We start from the raw sequence: 16,515 nt of genomic DNA on the forward strand, positions 1-16,515 counted from the left end.
ACATTAACTTTTAAAGGGGCGTTTTTAATGAGTGATTGCATTTTTTGCAAAATAATCGATGGGGAAATTCCAAGTACGAAAATTTTCGAAAATGAACATGTATTGGCTTTTCTCGATATCAGTCAAGTAACAAAAGGGCATACGCTGGTAATACCTAAAGTACATAAGGAAAATCTTTATGAGTTGACACCTGAGATTGCCAAGAATCTTTTTGAAGTGGTGCCGGAAATTGCCCGCGCCATGAAGCAGGAATTCCAACCTGTAGGCCTGAATCTTTTAAATAATAATGGTGAAGCTGCAGGACAGTCCGTTTTCCATTTTCATATGCATTTAATTCCCCGGCATGGGGAAGGAGACGGCTTTGGGGCTGTTTGGAAAACGAATACCAGCGACTATACACCAGATGACCTGAAACAAATCGCTGACTCCATTGCACAGCATTTAAAATGAGACTGTGATGGCCTGTAAGGGTTTCTTTCTCCTTTCGTTATATCTTTTTAAAAGAACCGGCAATTGAACTTTAGCTAAACGCTGGTTCATGAAAAAAACAATAATACCGGTTTGGTCCTCACTCAAAGTGCAGGACCTTTTTACCTTGGGCTATCATTAAAACGAATTGTCGCTTAAAATTCTAAATTTTCCTCCTATTGAATTTAGTTTTCTGGTAGGATATATTAGTCTCAAATACTTTATCACATAGTCGTATAGGAGGAAAAAAATTGAAACGTGCACGCAATTTTAATGCTGGGCCAGCCGCCCTTCCCTTAGAAGTTTTACAAAGAGCCCAAAACGAATGGTTGAATATTGAGGATTCCGGTATGTCCGTCATGGAATTAAGCCATAGAAGTTCGGAATTCGAAAAAATTCATAACCATGCCATTCAATCATTAAAAGACCTTATGGAAATTCCTGAAAATTATGAAGTTCTCCTGCTGCAAGGAGGAGCAAGTCTACAATTTTCCATGATTCCCATGAACATTTTGAATGATGGAAAAAGGGCAGATTATGTCCTCACTGGTTCTTGGTCTGAAAAAGCATTAAAAGAAGCCAAAAAGGTTGGTGAAACGGCCGTAGTCGCTTCATCCAAAGATGAAAAATATACGTTCATCCCTAAAGTGGAAGACATCAAATTGAATGATGATGCTGCATATCTTCATATCACAAGCAATAATACGATTTACGGAACTCAGTGGAAGGAATTCCCGGAAACAGGCAATATTCCTTTAGTGGCTGATATGTCAAGCGATATTCTCAGCAAAAAGATTGATATTAGTAAATTCGGCATCATCTATGCAGGTGCACAAAAGAATCTAGGTCCGTCGGGAATCACAGTCGTTATCATCCGTAAAGATTTAATAACGGATAATGACAAAATCCCATCCATGATGAACTATTCTATCCATTCGAAAAATAAATCTTTATACAACACTCCTCCGACATTGGCCATTTACTTATTGTCCCTTGTGTTGGATTGGGCAAAAGAACAGGGCGGCGTGGAAAAGATTGCTGAAATCAATGAAGAAAAAGCAAAAGTCATTTACGATGCCATCGACGGCAGTGATGGTTTTTATAAAGGCCATGCCCTACCGGACAGCCGTTCATTAATGAATGTAACGTTCACGCTTCCGTCTGAAGAAGCTGAAGTACAATTCCTTAAAGAAGTGAAGCAAGCCGGATTCGTAGGACTGAACGGTCACCGTTCCATCGGTGGCTGCCGAGCATCCATCTATAATGCGGTCCCTCTATCCCATTGCCAGGACCTTGCCGATTTCATGAAGAAATTCCAGGAATCGTATAAAGCGAAGGAAGCTCAAACCCTTTAATTCAAACAAATATAACTTCTAAAAAAATAGGTCTTATGATATACTATTTTAAACTTCTTGCAACAGGCAATAGTGCATTGTTGAAGAAAAGATGTTAGTTGAGATGAGAATAGGAGAGATGAGTAAATGAAAACGAAAACCCTTGTGTCACTGTCCCTATTAATCGGGATTGGGGCTGCCCTGCATTTTATCGTACCTGGATTCTTCCTTGGAATGAAACCGGATATGATGCTGTTGATGATGTTTTTGGCGATTACCCTGTTTCCCGCGAAGAAGAATGTATTCATTGTTGCCCTGGCTGCTGGAGCCATCTCTGCCATGACAACTACATTTCCTGGAGGACAGATTCCAAATATCATAGACAAATTGGCAACAGCCTTTCTGTTTTACCTTTTATTCATCAGTCTTAAGAAGTTTTCAACATCCGTTGTCACCGTAAGTATCTTGACTGCCGTAGGAACAATGATTTCCGGCGCTGTCTTCCTTGGTTCGGCTTATTATATCGTTTCCCTTCCAGGGCCTTTCGTTGCACTTTTCGGCGCTGTTGTACTTCCTGCCGTACTGTTAAATACAGTTGCGATGGTCATCATTTATCCAATTGTGAACGGCATCGTAAGAAAATCAAATATTCCCATTAATGCTTAAGCAGCAGGATCATCATACCTAAAAAAGCACCGGAATGTCCGGTGCTTTTTTTTCCAATCTTATGAATCAGGAATTCTAGTCAGAATCATCCTCCAAGGGTCAATGAATCAATATCCACATAAACCAAATGAAAAGCAGTAAAACCCCGGGGAGACCCATAGCGAAGGCTCTAGCCTGGAGCACCCTCTTAGGCGGATAGATGCCAGGAGTTTTTGCTCGCCTTAGAAAATACCCCATTCCGCACAGGCATACCAGGCTTAATAAAAAAATGATTTTCATTATTAACCCACCAGTGCCATCCATGTTCCGACAGCTTGTTTTTATTATCTATATGCTGCTCTTCCCTTTATATGAAACATTATTATTAAAGCTTCAAGTTATTTTTAAATATTATATATCTACTCTTTAAGTTTAAAAAAATATTTTTGTGATATAAAGATAAAATGGTCGATACTCTTCCATAAGGATGAAAATTATGGTATTTTGATATCAATAGTATTTCTCTCCCTATTTATCATAATTTCCAATTGATGTTTTTTTCAGCAGGGATTCAGACCATGGAAAGCGAAAACATATTATAAAATGAGGTGATCCTAATGAAAGTAAAATCATTACTAATTGGCTTTTTGACCGGAACAGTAGTAGCTGGTGCGGCAACCCTACTTTCAACACCAAGTTCAGGTAAAGACCTACGGAACCGCATCAAAACGAATACCGACGAAATTAAGCATACAATTGATGAGTTAAAGGTAAAGATGTTAAATATTAAAGATGACACGATGGAAGCTTCACAAATCAGCAAAGAAACGGTAAAAACGTTCATTTCGGATGTTCAGGTCGTCATCGAGAACTGGAAGCGGGAAATCGAACCCAATAAGAATGAATTATTGAAGAACGTTCAAGAAATTGAAAATTCATTAAAAGAATTGGAAGCGGCCACCCCTTCTTCTAAAAATTAATAGTGACATCGTCACACAAGCTTGATTCTCCATTTTTCCCAATAAATTACATGGTTTATTGGAGAAGAATGGAGAATTCATTAGAATATCTAAAATTTTCTAAAAATTTTGCAAATATTTATCTTTATTAATTTTTATTTTATTGTCATAATAAATATATAGAATCTTATAAGTAGGTGAGCCCATAAAATGCAGAATAAAAATTATTCTATGAAAGAAGCAATGATTTTTAGTCAACGAATTGCACAATTAAGCAAAGCATTATGGAAATCGATTGAAAAAGATTGGCAGCAATGGATCAAGCCCTATGATTTAAATATCAATGAGCACCATATTCTTTGGATTGCCTACCATCTTAATGGCTCTTCCATTTCTGATGTTGCAAAATTTGGGGTCATGCATGTTTCTACGGCATTTAACTTTTCAAAAAAATTAGAGGAACGCGGGTACTTAACATTTTCAAAAAAAGAAAATGACAAAAGGAATACGTATATAGAGATCACAGCAGAAGGTGAAAAAATTCTACTTGATTTAATGGAGACATACGACCCAAGCAAGAACTCAGCTTTCTCGGGTGCTCTTCCACTGCGTGAGCTATATGGCAAGTTTCCGGATATGATCGAAATGATGGCCATCATCCGTAATATCTACGGTGAAGATTTCATGCAAATCTTTGAACGATCCTTCGATAACATCGATCAGGAGTTTACTGACGTGGAAGGTAAAATCACAAAAAAAAAGATAGAGAAAGAAACTGAGCCAGTTTAAATCTCATACTCTATCCATTTCCTTCATGAATGATACATATAAACCTTGTGAAAGGCATGCATCAATGCATTCCTTTATGGTTATTTTTGGATTAACCTTTCTTTCAAATTGATTAAAAAGCGGTCGAAAGTTCATATACCCTTCCGCTTTTTCTATTTCATAGCGTTTGCTCAAGATATCACATGTTTCCAATAATTCTTCCGCTTCCTGCTTCGTGAAATTTTTTTCCACAAATAGATAGTCCAACTTTGCCTCCGGATTTCGTATCAGGTTTAATAAAAGCCTTTGATGAAAACGGAGTATTTCTATTTCTTCATTTATATTTTTCATACATCACTAATCCCCAATCGATCATTCAATTTAACATAATAGGCTTATAACCAATTCTTGATTTTTCACACTCAGTAATCCGCCTGATCCCTGGTTCAAAACCTGGACTTAAACGCCCTAGCATGCTTACACACTAATGTGATTTTATCTTGAACTTAATCCAAGAATTCCATTGCTTTTTCCACCAATTCATCGTAATGTATGTAAGTATATTCAACAGCTTTGGAGGGCTGATTTCGAAATGAATTCGTGGAAAACAATTGACGTGGCAAAACAATATGGGAATTGCCGTCTGATCTTTTTTTCAGTTTTTACTATATTGATGTCTTTTGTTCTGATCTATACATTATTAAGTGTCTTTTCAACCCATGTTATTTTGTATGGCGATCAAACAATGGTATTTTTTAGCCTATTATTCTTATTATATCCTGTTCACAAACTATTACACTATTTACCTTTACGATTATTATGTAAAAAAGTAAAAACTTCTTGGTCCTTGAAGTGGAACCTTGTGCTTACATGCAGAGTCAATGTGCATTATCCGATTCGAAAGCATCTTTATCTCTTTACCCTTGTGTTGCCTTTCTTCATTATGTCTGTCATATTGATTGGTTGTGCCCTTAGTTTTCCACATTATATCCATTATTTCACTATTTTATTATCCTTGCACACCGGGTTATGCGTATCGGATTTTATTTATATAAAAAACCTGGTTGGTTCCCCAAGAAATTCTTTTATCGAGGAACATCTCGAAGGATACGATATACTTATTCAAAAGTGATTTCTTATTATTCATAAAGATGCCTAATAAGATTTTTAGGTATCTTTTTTCATTATAATTTGGTATCGTATTTATACATGATGTTTTGCAAGGAGGGATTTTAGGTTTTGATCTCGTTCTGGTTTATTATTTTTGCTATTTTGATCCTTTTTAATATTAATAGAATGACAAACTCTTTATGCATTCAAAAGGAAATTGCTGAAGACCGGCAGCCTAAAGTATTCAGGACCATTAATGTATTAATTACTATTATGTTATTATCCTCCTATATTGAAATTTTGTATACGTAGAGATGAGCAACAAATGATAGCCATCATTTGTTACATACATTGGTGATACCCGGAGCATTATCCACATAAAGAAAAAGGGCGAAGCAATAAGCTTCGCCTTTTGTTTATGAGTTTATAACCAAGAAGCTCCAATGATGATTAACAGGATGAAAAGAACGACAATTAGAGCAAAGCCTCCACCTATTCCTCCAGACATTGATCTTCCTCCTTTCCATTCTTAAGTAATTGTAATTTCATGCACACCCTTAAATCCGCCAAAAGGAATCCATTCCTTTCTAAGCTTGATAATCACTTCGTCGTTTTGTTGAGCGGCTACCCTATCCTATTCAACTCCATGGCAAAAGGAGTGGGCTCTTTCCATTATTAATTTTGCAACCGATTAGCAACAGGCTGATCCTACAATTATTAATAATATGAATAACACCACTAACAAAGCGAAACCTCCGTTAAATCCATTACTCATTATGCTACCTCCTTTTGTTGTCCTCGATTTATCATATGTAATGGTTTATTATCTGGGTAGGCGTACACCCATTTTTCAAAAAAATCTTATTCATACACCAATATATTATTTTTTGTAAAGTAACCAGAATATGTTATAGTTAATTTTGTGGAAATACGAAAAATAGCAAACCAGAAACTTAAAACTAGGAGTTGTTTTTATGAAGAAGTGGGCATTATCGATTGCTGTTACTGCAGGCCTGATCGGACTTACAGCATGCAACAGCGACAAGGAAGCAGTCGTGGAAACTAAAGCGGGGGATATAACTAAAGAAGAATTTTACAATGTAATGAAAGACCGTTATGGTGAAACCGTTCTTCAGGAACTTGTTTATGAAAAAGTTCTTTCAGAAAAATATACAGTAACCGATAAGGAAGTTAAAGCTAAAACGGACGAGCTTAAAGCGCAAATGGGTGAAAATTTCGAAACGGCCCTGGCCTCTTCCGGATATAAGAGCGAAGATGATCTTAAACGTGCACTTAAAATCGGAATGCTTCAAGAAAAAGCAGCCGTTGCCGATATTACAGTAAAAGAAGCTGATGTGAAAAAAGCTTATGAAGACTATAAACCACAAATCAAAGCGAGACATATTCTAGTGGAAGACCAAAAAACAGCCAACGAAGTTAAAGCTAAGTTGGACAAAGGCGAAGACTTCGCTAAACTTGCCAAAGAATATTCAACAGACACAGGCACAGCTGAAAAAGGCGGGGAGCTAGGCTGGTTCGGTCAAGGTGAAATGGTTCCTGCATTTGAAGAACAAGCTTACAAAATGAAGAAAGATGAAATCAGCAAGCCGATTAAATCCGATTATGGCTACCACATCATCCAACTTCTTGATACAAAAGAAAAAAAATCATACAAAGATATGAAAAAAGATCTTGAATATGATTTGAAAGTCGCTAAAATTGACCAAACTAAAGTTCAGGATATTTTGAATTCAGAAGTCAAAAAAGCCGACGTGAAGATTAAAGATGAAGATCTAAAAGATGCCCTCACTTCCGGTGACGCAACCAAGGCTGAAAAATAATTGAATAGTAAAAAGCGACAGGACTTGCCTGTCGCTTTTTTTCATCATTCGAGCTATGCTCCCTGATTTATATCCTTTTTACGCCTCTCGCGCTCTTCTTCCATGCGTTCAATGTACTTCTGACCTTCCTTCTCAATCCAAGCATCATCTATGAGGCGTTCCTGTCTAGCTGTCCAAATTGACATGACTGCACTGACAATTATCCCAATAAACACGAACCAGATCCAAATTGGCATGTCCATTCCCTCCCAAAAAATCTACTATTCATTTACTAGAGAATATGCGCGAACAAAAAAAATATGCTTCTTTCTCCATCGAGAAAGAAGCATATTTCATTAAAATGTCGGTTTATAGAATGAACGATTATCGAGCGCGAAGACTCTTTCCGTAAATTCACCCGGTTTCACTTTTTCCAATGCCCGGTCCATCATATTTATCTTGGCATCCATATTATCAATATAATGCAGCACTTCCGCTTCCCTCACCATTGGCGGTTTGGGACTGCCCCACTCAGCTTTACCATGGTGGCTTAATATCAAGTGCTTGAGAATCATGATTTCTTCCGCTTCAATGCCTAATTCCTCTGCAGCTTTACCGACTTCATTTACCATGATGGTGATATGCCCCAACAAGTTTCCTTCCACTGTATAAACAGTCGAAACAGGTCCAGATAGCTCATGTACCTTTCCAAGGTCATGCAGAATGACCCCTGCATACAAAAGATCCTTATTGAGCGAAGGATATAGGGTTGAAATGGCCTTAGCCAGCCCTAGCATCGATACAACGTGATAGGCCAGACCCGACAAATACTCATGATGGTTCTTGGTGGCAGCAGGAAACGTCAGAAATTCATTCTGATATTTTTTAATGAGATGCCTAGTAACCCTTTGGATATTCGGATTCCTCATTTCAAAAATGAATTGAGTGATTGTTTCCATCATTTCTTCCTGACTTAAAGGGGCCGTTTGAATTAAATCGGCTTTAGTGACCCCATCAGCATCTGAAGTAATTCTAATATTACGGATTTTCAATTGGCTGCGTCCTCGATAATTCTGGACTTCCCCTTGAACTTTCACCGTAGCTTCCGCACTGTATGTTTTCTCATCAGTCTCAGAAACATCCCATAGCTTTGCCTCGATCTCCCCGGTTTTATCGCACAAAATCAATGTTAAAAACGGCTTTCCATTACTTGCTACCGCTTTTGTACTCGTTTTAATGTACATATATATATCTACTACTTCACCAATTCCGTAGTGTATGATCCCATTTCCCATGCGACTGCCTCCGTTCAATTAAATATCAACATTATAACATACCAACTCGTTAGTGCGTTTAGTTTTCGTTAATAAGTGATAGACAATGGACGAGAAAAACCTAAGCTGACCGTCTCTTATCACTCCACAAGAGAGCCAGGCTTGACCCCAAGCCTGGCTCTCTAATCAAATCTATTTCAACAGTTTTTGTTCGGACAATACGCGCATTTTTCCTGACCCTCAATTCGGTAATATAAACAGCATGTCACCCGTTTATAAGGATTCATGGACGCCGGAACACTTTTTTCCCCAATGAACCGTTTAAAGGGGGAATGCGTTTCAATATTCAGCCATACTTCATCTGCAAGCAGCATTTCAATGTCCTTTTCAACTCGCGTCTTTATCTCTGTCTCCTTCAGTAACTCACTATACATCCATACCGTATAGCTCCAAATATTTTCCCAGAGTACAAGTTTCGATATTTTAGCATTTCCGGTAAAGAAGCGAATGGCATCAGCACCAAAGCCGCTTAATATGGAATGGAGGGCAGAAGGGCTTTCCTTTTCCGTAACATTGCTCCACCTGTTAGTTTTCAGCAAAAAATTCGGGAGCCAATGTTCATCTTCTGGATCATCCAAAACGCCAATGTCCTGAAGAGTGCCCTCCCAGATAAGCCGATGTTTGCTTAACATGTAAAATTGTGCCGTGACTAAAAAAGCATAACGTCTGAACCACATTGAAATTGCTATCCTTGACGTTTCCGCCCCAGACCGTGCTTGTGCATATTTAATAAGCTCATCAGCATGATTGAAGGTCTTTGAAAATTTGGCTTCATCTCGAAAGGATATGCGATATCCTTGCAGCTCTTTTTCAATAGATGGTGTGAGGTTATGCATTGGCCAGCGCTTTTACATGCCTTTGGGCGTAGCGTCCTTTACCAAACGGGACGCACATGGGACTGCCGAAAATTGGATCAAAAGAAATTTGACATTCCATGCTGAATACTTGCTGTACCAATTCAGGCGTGATGATATCCTCTGGCCGGCCTTGGGCATGTATCGCCCCATCTTTAAGTGCCACCAGATTATCCGCATAACGGCAAGCTAAATTCAAATCATGAAGCACCATCACGATCGTTCGGTTTTCAAACTCATTCAAGTCGAACAATAAGTCCAAAATCTCGATTTGATGGGTCATATCAAGATATGTAGTCGGTTCATCCAACAAAATGACGTCCGTATCCTGAGCCAGCGTCATCGCTATCCATGCCCGTTGCTTCTGGCCTCCCGATAATTCATCGACTGCATGATCCTTTAAATCGGACAGGTTCGTTGCTTCAATCGCCTTTTGAACTTTTTCTTCATCCACGGAACTCCACTGTTTCAACCAACTTTGATAAGGATATCTTCCTTGTTTAACAAGTTGATAGACTGTAAGTCCTTCAGGAGCAACCGGGGATTGTGGAAGAATCGCCATCTTTCTTGCTACATCCTTCGATGACATGGTTGAAATCGCTTTGCCTTCGAGCAAAACTGAGCCGGATTGAGGTTTTAACAATCGGGCAACCGACCTTAGCAGTGTTGATTTTCCACATCCATTGGCACCGATGAATACGGTGATCTCCCCTTGGGGTATTTCTATATTCATATCATTTATAATTAATTTATCACCATAACCGAGCGATAAAGACTGTGTGTTAATAGCTGGTCGCATTAAAATACTCCCCTTTTAGTCTAATAATACCAGTTTAATGAAAATGATTCTCACTGTCAATCTTAAAAATGAATATAAACCAAAAACTCCATGTCCCATTCCTCTTAAATGATTCATTAAAGTGAATACTCCTTTAAAGATATGATGCTTCTTTTGGAAACATTAGTAAAAAAAATAGCACATTATATTAACTTGCCCTATCATTTACCGCTTCCTGTAGCTTCCGAACGATTCAATAGTCCATTCTCCCCCTCCGCGCAATCCAAATCGGCATTTCCAAATTCCATTAGCGGAAAATAAAAAAAGCCCTCCATGGGAGAGCCTTTTAACCGACCAGCAGGCGATTCGTACAATGTTCCAGGGATTCATCCCTAATGAAGGTAAATAAATCCTGAACGATAAAAGGAATTAGTCCTTCTGCAATATTCCATGCATTGACCTCTATTTGATAAAGGATTTCTGATTTTCCTGTATGGTTTAGCTCCTCACTAAGCACAGCAAGATCGGGGTCAAATGCGTGGCCCATCTCATGAGTGAGGATCACCCATGTATATTCCTCAAGCCTTGCAAGCGAGCCTAGGGAGCGTTCACACTGAATTTCGATATCTCTCTCATATAAAGTGATGCTATGTCCTTTGGCAGAATACTTTCCCCCAACACATCGTTTGCCAGGAAACTCCTTTTCGATGATTAACTCCAAAGAAGAATCGTGGTGGCTTACAAACTCATTCATATTCAATGACTTCACTCTCTTTATTTATAATTTAAAACCCATTATATTTCGGGGATGATCAATTCATTCATATTTTGGCGCAATACGGGGCTGGATAGACGAATCACTTGATTTTCGCTAAAGTACTCCATTATATATCGGTGACATGTAAAAAATAAAATTTGCCGCTTTTCCGAAACTTTTTTCAATAACTCGAGCATCCGTTTTGTCCTTTCCGCATCAAAATTGACGAAACTATCATCAATGATGAGAGGGAAAGAATCATTTTCAAAAGTATGATCAGCAAGTGCAAGCCTTAGGGAAACATAAATTTGCTCTGCTGTCCCGCGGCTGACCTCTTCAACCCTGAAACTTAATCCATCACTGCGCTGTACCCAAATTCCTTCTCCCGACTGATCAAGGATGATTTTACGATAGTTTCCATTCGTTAAAAAGGAAAAATGACGCTCGGCATCAGCGATGACCTTCGGTAGGCGTTCCCTTTTATATCGGTCCAAGGCTTTATTCAATAAGCTTTTGGCTATTGCCAATTTCGCCCATCCCTTCGCCTCTTCGTTAAAAGCAGCTTTTTCTTCATAAAAACGATGAAGTAATTCATCATAAATCCCCGAAACTTCAAGCTGTCTTATCCTATGCTTCGCATCCGCCTGTTTCTCTAATAAAAGTGATTTCAGCTTTACAGAATCCTTTCGTTTCCGTTCTGAATTTTCAAATGTATACGTATTGATCCCCTGTTTTAGGTAAGTTTGGATTTGTTCAGGCAGCATTCTGGATTGCCCAATTTGAATGGCAATCAAATCAAGCTGTTTTTGTAAAGTGATTTTCTTTTCGGACAATGCAGCGTCTTGCCTGAACTCTTCCTCGTCCTTGACCTTCGCTAACTTAAAAAGCATTTCCATTTCTGTATCAAGAAAGCCTTTTTCCATCGTCAACTGCTCGATTTCGTTCGTCAAACGACTCCGTTCCTGCATCCATTGTGTTAGTTGAATGGAGAATTCAACGGCTTTATTCATTTCCCGTTTCAATATGCCAATCGCTTCCCGCCATGTGGATGGCTCAAAATCGAGGCTGTGTGCAAAATGAAATAAAGCCTTCGATTTACCCTCAAATTCTGCATGGAGAAAATTGTGCCTCTTGATTGTTTCATATTTCCTATCTACGGCTTCCTTCCATTTCTCAAGAAGTTCAAATACAGATTCAAGATTGATTTCCATTCCGGGATAAGACAGACCCCAACCACTTAAGATGCTCCTCACTTCTTTATCCAATCGGTCCCTGCTGGCTTCCCAAGTAGCATACTCCTGAATTGTCGATTCAAACGCTTCCTCTCTTTCTTCATATTTGAACCTTTCACTTTCAAACCGCCTTTGAAGACGTTGGTCCAGTTCAAGCAACCGTCCCATCGACTCTCCTTCAGACCCACTATTGGTTTCACTCCCAATTTCAGCCCTTTTCCTTTTCACCTCATCCAATTGCCTGATATATCCGGACAATATATCATCACCTTTAAAGAGATACCTGGAAACCGCAAACAGAACAGCCACGGCTAGAAGTGTAATCCCCAACAAAATCTGTTCACTGAAATAACTTCCAATCGCACCTAAACAAAGAAGTATTATTAAACTGCCATTCATGATAAGTGAACGTTTGCGATTATGCGCTTCCTTCTTCCTCTGTATTGCCAATTGTTTTTCAAGTTCGAGTATTTGTTCATCAAGAATAAGGGATTGTGCTGCTTCAAATTCGATGTTATTCTGCTTGTTGTATAAGGACTCCAGCTCGATTCTTTTTTCATCTGGAAGTAACTGGACCTTTATCTCCTGCAAGCTGGATTCTATCGTTTCCAGACTTTCCTTTTGCAGTCCATATTTCTCATCAAGCTGTTTTTTATCATTTTGGAGCCGATGCTTTTCCCTCTCGGCCCTTTTCACCTTTTCCTTCATGAATGTACTGATATCCAGTTTTCTTATTGCATCATCAGAAACATCCAAGAATAATTCCTGCTTCACCTTTTCGATATTCTTTTGTTCCAACAGCCTTTCGTGTTCCGCTTTTCTTATATCCAGCTCGAGCTTCTCCAGCAATGTTCCTTGATCGATTGCATGTTCAATTTGCTCTTTATGCTCCTTGATGAACGGATCGATTTCGATTTCCGTGAGTTTTCCTTCAAGTTTTTCCATTTTCTCTGTCAATGCGGCAAGTTGGGCTTTCATGGGCATTCCAACTGCCTGCAACTGTTCCAGTCTTTTTAAGCCATCAACAGGAAAACTCACTTCCGGAATTTTACTTATTTCTGTTTCAAGTTCCTCCTGTTCTTCAACCAAGGGTTTAATTCGCAAAAAAGTACTCACGTTAACAAGGTTTTCTTCAATCTCTTGAATATCTTCCGTGACTTTAGAGAGCTCCTCCTTAAGTTTTGCTTCTTCCTGAAGCAATCCCGTATATGACTGCTGTTCTTCTTCTGATGCTTTCACCTTTTTCTGCAATTCCTTAAGTTCTTTTAATCTCACATTCAGTAAAGGTTTTTGGCCTGATGGCTTGAACCTTAAATCTAGCTCTTTTTGCAATTTCGTTTCGGCTTCAAGAAGTTTATCATTCCCAATCAGCCCAGCTGAAAGCAGATATTTACTCATGGTCCCTTCACTTAGCGTATGTAAACCCTGCAGACCTTGAAGATCGAAAGAAAAAATGGCTTGGTAATAGTTTTTATCAACGCCATGGAGAATCTCATTCAATTCATCCTCGCCGCCGACCCTTCCATCCTCGAAGGTCAATATTACATCACCAGCAGCCTTTCCCTTTACACGTTCAATAACGATTTTCCCATCTTTTTTTGTTATGAGACTGAGCCTTCCCCCATATTTGGCATGCATTTTGGGCTCGTAACGCGGTTCGTTTTGAACCTTTGTCGGAAATCCAAATAGCATACTATGAATGAAGGACATGATGGTTGACTTGCCCGATTCATTTTCCCCAAAGAAAATCTGCAGCTGTCCCAATTCAGGAAAACGCTGATTTTCCAGTTTGCCGTAACCATAAACATGGAGGTCTCTAATAATCAAGTCCGTTCCTCCTCCCTACACTCATTTATTCGCTTCAAAAACTTGCAAAAGCCATCTTTCCGCTTCATCCAAAAGTTCCCTCTCCTCTTCCGGCTCTATCGAATCAAGAAACCTTCTTGCACCCGGATGAATATAAAGCGGGGCCAGAGCAGCCTCCGTTTCATCAAATTCAGTAGCAAGCCTGGATACCTCAGCCATAAATGGTGATATTCTTTCATTTGACCTAATCATCGGCATGGACTGGATGACTTTGATTTTATACACCCAGACAAATGATTCCCCTTGGTCCTCTTCCTGCAAGATCCGGGTCAATTCTTCAAGATATTCCCCGGAACCTCCTGCTGAGTCACCTGCATCCAGCTTCAATTCCAAAAGAAAGCTTCTCCCATCAAAACCCTTCTGTTCAATTACTTCCTTGCATTGCTTGAACAGGGCATCAAATCCACCTTCCGCGGATATTTCAATTGTTTCGCTTTCCCATATCACTTCAGAGGTTTCAATAAAGGAATGACGCTTCATGCCCCCGTCGAATTCGACGAGCAGGCATCCTTTAACGCCAGACTCCTTTCTGTTCCTGCCTTGAATATTTCCTGGGTATATCACTAGCGGATCTTCTGAAACCACCTGATGCTTATGAATATGGCCTAATGCCCAGTAATCGAAATCTTTAGCAGTCAGTTCCTTCAATGAAAAAGGGGCATATGGGCTATGTTCGGAATTGCCTTCCAAATTCCCATGAAGCAGACCTATATGATAATCGGCCCCTTCAGCTTTTATGTAGGTTTCTATCATTCTCTCCCTTACGTGACGGCGTGGATAACTGAATCCATAAAGGTGGACAGTCGTCCCATCGATTTTTTCAAACCGTTTCACTTCGGTTTGCCCTGAAAATACGTGGACATTATCCGGCAGCTCCACAGTAATCCAAGAGCCGCTGAGATGATCATGATTACCATGAATGATATAAGCAGGGATCTGATGTTGCTGGAGTTTTTCCATTTCGGTTCGAAAGCGGACCTGTGTCCGGAGACTCCGATTTTCCCCATCAAATAGATCCCCCGATAACACGATAAAGTCAACCTGATGGGAAATTGCTTCATTAATGATAGTTTGAAAAGCTTTAAACGGACTTTCCCTTAATTCCTTTAATATAGATGACGGCATATCCTTCAACCCTGAAAAGGGGCTATCCAAATGGAGATCCGCCGCATGAATGAACTTCACACCGCTCAAAAGTATCACCTCGATTTCTATCAACATTTCACATTTAATTTTAACATGAACAGAACATACTTTCCCATACATTATTATTTTAATATGGCATCATGGTACCTAGATATTCCAGTATGGGCAAATTCAGCAGGAAAAAAACCGAATGGCGTGAACATTGTTTCATGCACGGCATTCGGTCTTTTTCATCATTTAAAAATATCCATACTTAAATAGCGTTCACCATTATCCGGTGCAATGCATAATACTCGCTTTCCACTTCCAAGACGACGGGCTTCCTGCAGGGCAGTCCAGACAGAGGCACCTCCTGAAGGTCCAATCAGTATACCTTCCTTCGAAGCCATATCCTTCATGGTGGAAATCGCATCTTCATCAGCCGCTTGAACGATTTCATCAAATACCTCTGTATTTAAGATGGTGGGGATAAAACCAGGGCTCGTACCCACTAACTTATGAGGCCCAGGCTTTCCGCCGGAAAGAACTGGAGAACCCTTAGGCTCGACAACGACAACCCTTAAATCGGGAAGATGTTCTTTTAAGGCTTCACCAGTACCGGTTATCGTCCCTCCCGTTCCAGCAGTAGCGACAAACACATCCAGGTTTCCATCCATCTGATCTAGAATCTCGACTGCTGTCGTCACTCTGTGAATATCAGGGTTGGCTTGGTTTTCGAATTGCTGCGGAATAAAGCTATTAGGAATATCTGCGGCGAGTTCCTCAGCTTTACGAATGGCTCCCGGCATCCGCTCAGATGCAGGGGTAAGGACAACTTCCGCTCCGTATGCCTTTAAGATATTGATTCTTTCTTTCGACATATTATCCGGCATGACCATAATGGCCCGATACCCCTTTGCCGCGGCATTCATAGCAAGCCCAATACCTGTATTCCCTGATGTTGGTTCTATGATCGTCGCCCCGGATTGAATGATACCATCCAATTCAGCCTGCCTAATTAAGTTGAAGGCAGCCCGATCTTTTACACTGCGGCTCGGATTGAAATATTCAAGTTTCACAAATACTTCAGCGTCACCCTCCGCTGTTAAATGATTAATCCTTACAACAGGTGTATCTCCTATCAATTCAGTGATATTATTAACGATTTTTACCGTCATTCAATAAATCCCCCTTCGACCCATACACTTCCAACATGCACTTTTACTCAGTTCATTATATCATTTATGATTTTTCATTTTAAAGAGAGATTCCTCTAGTATAAATAGGTTTTGTTTTCATTCTTTCCAAACTTAAAGGAAAAAAACTATGAAATTAGTTCGATATAATTATTTTCCATCATTTTTCAAGATTTTCAGCTACTGATCAATATTCCCTGTCTTAATACATTTCCCTCACATAACAATAGTCAAAATTGACAGATAATGATAAGATTTTTATAACAGTT

20 protein-coding genes are annotated in these 16,515 nt (G+C 39.4%); 8 read left to right on the forward strand and 12 right to left on the reverse strand.

Annotated features, from left to right (window positions below; genetic code table 11):
- Positions 1 to 27: 27 nt before the first annotated feature.
- The 3 genes from QFZ73_RS05265 (at position 28) to QFZ73_RS05275 (ending at position 2,468) form a co-directional block, all read left to right on the forward strand.
- Complete coding sequence (locus tag QFZ73_RS05265; protein ID WP_251433407.1) at positions 28 to 450, forward strand: HIT family protein; 423 nt, start codon at positions 28 to 30, stop codon at positions 448 to 450.
- A 269-nt stretch (positions 451 to 719) separates the two neighbouring features.
- Positions 720 to 1,823, forward strand: a complete 1,104-nt coding sequence (gene serC, locus QFZ73_RS05270; RefSeq protein ID WP_307263815.1) for a 3-phosphoserine/phosphohydroxythreonine transaminase — start codon at positions 720 to 722, stop codon at positions 1,821 to 1,823.
- A gap of 126 nt (positions 1,824 to 1,949) precedes the next feature.
- On the forward strand, positions 1,950 to 2,468 hold the full coding sequence (locus QFZ73_RS05275; protein ID WP_076367276.1) for a tryptophan transporter: 519 nt from the start codon (positions 1,950 to 1,952) through the stop codon (positions 2,466 to 2,468).
- A gap of 99 nt (positions 2,469 to 2,567) precedes the next feature.
- Here the strand turns inward: QFZ73_RS05275 and yhzF are convergent, their stop codons facing one another.
- The gene (yhzF, locus tag QFZ73_RS29130) at positions 2,568 to 2,771 is read right to left on the reverse strand and encodes a membrane protein YhzF (RefSeq protein WP_483878190.1); all 204 of its coding nucleotides are present in this window, start codon (positions 2,769 to 2,771) and stop codon (positions 2,568 to 2,570) included.
- Between the two features lie 293 nt (positions 2,772 to 3,064).
- Here yhzF and QFZ73_RS05280 point away from each other — a divergent pair, with 293 nt between their 5' ends.
- Positions 3,065 to 3,427: a YtxH domain-containing protein gene (locus QFZ73_RS05280; protein ID WP_251433401.1), complete on the forward strand. Its 363-nt coding sequence runs from the start codon at positions 3,065 to 3,067 to the stop codon at positions 3,425 to 3,427.
- A gap of 189 nt (positions 3,428 to 3,616) precedes the next feature.
- Positions 3,617 to 4,195, forward strand: a complete 579-nt coding sequence (locus QFZ73_RS05285) for an HTH-type transcriptional regulator Hpr (protein WP_034314691.1) — start codon at positions 3,617 to 3,619, stop codon at positions 4,193 to 4,195.
- A gap of 3 nt (positions 4,196 to 4,198) precedes the next feature.
- Here the strand turns inward: QFZ73_RS05285 and QFZ73_RS05290 are convergent, their stop codons facing one another.
- Positions 4,199 to 4,525, reverse strand: a complete 327-nt coding sequence (locus tag QFZ73_RS05290; RefSeq protein WP_063232259.1) for a DUF1878 family protein — start codon at positions 4,523 to 4,525, stop codon at positions 4,199 to 4,201.
- Positions 4,526 to 4,919: 394 nt separating this feature from the next.
- Here QFZ73_RS05290 and QFZ73_RS28875 point away from each other — a divergent pair, with 394 nt between their 5' ends.
- A complete protein-coding gene (locus QFZ73_RS28875) occupies positions 4,920 to 5,306 on the forward strand; it encodes a DUF3267 domain-containing protein (RefSeq protein WP_373458993.1) in 387 nt (128 codons plus the stop codon).
- Between the two features lie 107 nt (positions 5,307 to 5,413).
- The gene (locus QFZ73_RS05295; protein ID WP_251433398.1) at positions 5,414 to 5,596 is read left to right on the forward strand and encodes a hypothetical protein; all 183 of its coding nucleotides are present in this window, start codon (positions 5,414 to 5,416) and stop codon (positions 5,594 to 5,596) included.
- Between the two features lie 112 nt (positions 5,597 to 5,708).
- Here QFZ73_RS05295 and QFZ73_RS05300 read toward each other — a convergent pair whose 3' ends face one another.
- Both QFZ73_RS05300 and QFZ73_RS05305 read right to left on the reverse strand, forming a co-directional pair.
- Entirely contained in the window at positions 5,709 to 5,792 is an 84-nt protein-coding gene (locus QFZ73_RS05300; protein WP_061462016.1) for a YjcZ family sporulation protein, read from the reverse strand.
- Positions 5,793 to 5,975: 183 nt separating this feature from the next.
- Positions 5,976 to 6,059: a YjcZ family sporulation protein gene (locus QFZ73_RS05305; RefSeq protein ID WP_081112840.1), complete on the reverse strand. Its 84-nt coding sequence runs from the start codon at positions 6,057 to 6,059 to the stop codon at positions 5,976 to 5,978.
- A 199-nt stretch (positions 6,060 to 6,258) separates the two neighbouring features.
- Here QFZ73_RS05305 and QFZ73_RS05310 point away from each other — a divergent pair, with 199 nt between their 5' ends.
- Entirely contained in the window at positions 6,259 to 7,125 is an 867-nt protein-coding gene (locus QFZ73_RS05310) for a peptidylprolyl isomerase (protein ID WP_251433395.1), read from the forward strand.
- A gap of 53 nt (positions 7,126 to 7,178) precedes the next feature.
- On the opposite strand, the gene QFZ73_RS05315 is transcribed toward QFZ73_RS05310, so the two are convergent.
- The 8 genes from QFZ73_RS05315 to cysK form a co-directional block, all read right to left on the reverse strand.
- Positions 7,179 to 7,361, reverse strand: coding sequence for a sporulation YhaL family protein (locus tag QFZ73_RS05315; RefSeq protein WP_053344914.1), 183 nt, complete (start codon positions 7,359 to 7,361; stop codon positions 7,179 to 7,181).
- Between the two features lie 99 nt (positions 7,362 to 7,460).
- Positions 7,461 to 8,399: a 3'-5' exoribonuclease YhaM gene (gene yhaM, locus QFZ73_RS05320; protein WP_251433392.1), complete on the reverse strand. Its 939-nt coding sequence runs from the start codon at positions 8,397 to 8,399 to the stop codon at positions 7,461 to 7,463.
- A gap of 176 nt (positions 8,400 to 8,575) precedes the next feature.
- Positions 8,576 to 9,274, reverse strand: coding sequence for a (2Fe-2S)-binding protein (locus QFZ73_RS05325; RefSeq protein ID WP_251433389.1), 699 nt, complete (start codon positions 9,272 to 9,274; stop codon positions 8,576 to 8,578).
- Positions 9,267 to 10,091: an ABC transporter ATP-binding protein gene (locus QFZ73_RS05330; RefSeq protein ID WP_251433374.1), complete on the reverse strand. Its 825-nt coding sequence runs from the start codon at positions 10,089 to 10,091 to the stop codon at positions 9,267 to 9,269. Before QFZ73_RS05330 ends, QFZ73_RS05325 begins: the two co-directional genes overlap by 8 nt.
- A 325-nt stretch (positions 10,092 to 10,416) precedes the next feature.
- Positions 10,417 to 10,824, reverse strand: a complete 408-nt coding sequence (locus QFZ73_RS05335) for a hypothetical protein (RefSeq protein ID WP_251433371.1) — start codon at positions 10,822 to 10,824, stop codon at positions 10,417 to 10,419.
- A 41-nt stretch (positions 10,825 to 10,865) separates the two neighbouring features.
- Complete coding sequence (locus QFZ73_RS05340; RefSeq protein ID WP_307263835.1) at positions 10,866 to 13,886, reverse strand: ATP-binding protein; 3,021 nt, start codon at positions 13,884 to 13,886, stop codon at positions 10,866 to 10,868.
- Between the two features lie 21 nt (positions 13,887 to 13,907).
- Entirely contained in the window at positions 13,908 to 15,110 is a 1,203-nt protein-coding gene (locus tag QFZ73_RS05345) for a metallophosphoesterase family protein (RefSeq protein ID WP_307272608.1), read from the reverse strand.
- Between the two features lie 194 nt (positions 15,111 to 15,304).
- A complete protein-coding gene (gene cysK, locus QFZ73_RS05350) occupies positions 15,305 to 16,228 on the reverse strand; it encodes a cysteine synthase A (protein ID WP_251433365.1) in 924 nt (307 codons plus the stop codon).
- Positions 16,229 to 16,515: the final 287 nt, after the last annotated feature.

Source organism: Peribacillus sp. V2I11, from assembly GCF_030817135.1.
Classification (GTDB): domain Bacteria; phylum Bacillota; class Bacilli; order Bacillales; family DSM-1321; genus Peribacillus; species Peribacillus simplex.

Coding starts and splice junctions, on each gene's coding strand:
- QFZ73_RS05265 (WP_251433407.1), top strand. CDS start 28: ATGAGTGATTGCATTTTTTGCAAAATAATCGATGGGGAAATTCCAAGT.
- QFZ73_RS05275 (WP_076367276.1), top strand. CDS start 1,950: ATGAAAACGAAAACCCTTGTGTCACTGTCCCTATTAATCGGGATTGGG.
- yhzF (WP_483878190.1), bottom strand. CDS start 2,771: ATGGATGGCACTGGTGGGTTAATAATGAAAATCATTTTTTTATTAAGC.
- QFZ73_RS05280 (WP_251433401.1), top strand. CDS start 3,065: ATGAAAGTAAAATCATTACTAATTGGCTTTTTGACCGGAACAGTAGTA.
- QFZ73_RS05285 (WP_034314691.1), top strand. CDS start 3,617: ATGCAGAATAAAAATTATTCTATGAAAGAAGCAATGATTTTTAGTCAA.
- QFZ73_RS05290 (WP_063232259.1), bottom strand. CDS start 4,525: ATGAAAAATATAAATGAAGAAATAGAAATACTCCGTTTTCATCAAAGG.
- QFZ73_RS28875 (WP_373458993.1), top strand. CDS start 4,920: ATGGTATTTTTTAGCCTATTATTCTTATTATATCCTGTTCACAAACTA.
- QFZ73_RS05300 (WP_061462016.1), bottom strand. CDS start 5,792: ATGTCTGGAGGAATAGGTGGAGGCTTTGCTCTAATTGTCGTTCTTTTC.
- QFZ73_RS05305 (WP_081112840.1), bottom strand. CDS start 6,059: ATGAGTAATGGATTTAACGGAGGTTTCGCTTTGTTAGTGGTGTTATTC.
- QFZ73_RS05310 (WP_251433395.1), top strand. CDS start 6,259: ATGAAGAAGTGGGCATTATCGATTGCTGTTACTGCAGGCCTGATCGGA.
- QFZ73_RS05315 (WP_053344914.1), bottom strand. CDS start 7,361: ATGCCAATTTGGATCTGGTTCGTGTTTATTGGGATAATTGTCAGTGCA.
- yhaM (WP_251433392.1), bottom strand. CDS start 8,399: ATGGGAAATGGGATCATACACTACGGAATTGGTGAAGTAGTAGATATA.
- QFZ73_RS05325 (WP_251433389.1), bottom strand. CDS start 9,274: ATGCATAACCTCACACCATCTATTGAAAAAGAGCTGCAAGGATATCGC.
- QFZ73_RS05330 (WP_251433374.1), bottom strand. CDS start 10,091: ATGCGACCAGCTATTAACACACAGTCTTTATCGCTCGGTTATGGTGAT.
- QFZ73_RS05335 (WP_251433371.1), bottom strand. CDS start 10,824: ATGAATGAGTTTGTAAGCCACCACGATTCTTCTTTGGAGTTAATCATC.
- cysK (WP_251433365.1), bottom strand. CDS start 16,228: ATGACGGTAAAAATCGTTAATAATATCACTGAATTGATAGGAGATACA.